General features: G+C 55.2%; 1 protein-coding gene. It reads right to left on the bottom strand.

Features of this window, described 5'->3' with window-relative positions; all coding sequences use genetic code 11:
- Positions 1 to 1129, bottom strand: a 1129-nt coding sequence (locus ACP96_RS17050; RefSeq protein ID WP_050034203.1) for an RNA-guided endonuclease InsQ/TnpB family protein, incomplete at its 3' end; no start/stop codon positions are given.
- Between the last annotated feature and the right edge of the window lie 138 nt (positions 1130 to 1267).

Raw genomic sequence — 1267 nt, 5'->3', positions numbered from 1 at the left:
CTCCCCCCCCCTCCACCCCGTTACAGTCCGCGTTGGCTACCAACTCACACGACGAGCAGACGTACAGGCCACGTTCGACGCGATTCGATTTCGTCTCGTCTCCACAGCGGGAACACGTTTTCGAGGTGTTCCACTCGTTTTCTTTCAGCACCTCCACACCGCGCATCTCGCCTTTGTATTCGAGGTACTGGTAGATGCGGTCGAACGCCCATGAGTGTAGTTTCTTATTCCCGGTTTTGCCCCAGTCCGATTCTCGGACGTCTTCAGGCCAACTCACCGCGAGCGTGCCGACACCGCGTTCGACACACTCCGTGATGATGGCGTCCGTCAACGTGTGATAGAAGTGTGTCTCACGTTCGGAGAGCTTCCGACGTGCCCACATCGACTGCGCTGACGGGCCGTTCTCTCCCTCGGTGTCGTACTCGGCTCTGGTGAAGTAGTGTTTGTCTTCTTTGAGCGAGTTGCCGGGGTACAGGACGTATTCGTCCGGGAACGCGACCGTTGCGAGATTCTTTATTCCGAGGTCGATCCCCGCAACACCGTCGCCTGCTGTGTCGGCAGATTCGAGCTCGACGTTACAGACGAAGTGGAGTTCCCATTCGTCACCGTTCCAGACTGCCCGAACGTTCTGTACGCTGTTGACTTCCGAGAGATCAACATCTGGCCGGGTCTGGTACTCACAAAGCAGGAAATCTGAGAAGTGTTCTTTCAGATTCGAGCCTTTCGAGAGTCGGACCCGGTCGTTCTCAGGGTCGTGTTTGAACCCGTCTTCTTTGAACGTCACCGTGGAACGTGGTCGAGTGTCTCCGCGCTTGCGGTAGCCGGGGGGATTCGCCTCACTGGAGTTGTGTCGTAGATCGAACCAAGACTGGAAAGCGTCAGAAAGTTCTTCGATGACTTTCTGACTGGATTGTGCGTTCAAGTCTTTCCAGCACGGCTGGTTCTTCATGTACGATTTCAGCGTTCCTGAATCGGGAATTTCGCCAGTCTCGTCCCAGACACGGTCAGCGGTCCATCGTGCGACGTTCCATATTTTGGAGGCGGAGTCTCCGAGCGAATCAAGACCATCGCAGACCTGGTGGTGGTTCTGGATGGAACCAACGTAGGTGCGTGTGGCCTTAATCGCCATACATAGTCTATGTAGACAAATTTACTTAATGGTGTGGATGAGCGTGGAATATCCGACCTGCCGTCCATGATGGATCGTGTCAGCGTTGTCGGATTCACTCCCGGCGTAAACGCCGGGATTCTCTCCTCGTAGAAAGAT

The sequence above is a fragment of the Halorubrum halophilum genome, from assembly GCF_000739595.1.
In the GTDB taxonomy this organism is placed as follows: Archaea; Halobacteriota; Halobacteria; order Halobacteriales; family Haloferacaceae; genus Halorubrum; species Halorubrum halophilum.
This window is presented reverse-complemented; position numbering and strand designations above follow the sequence as displayed.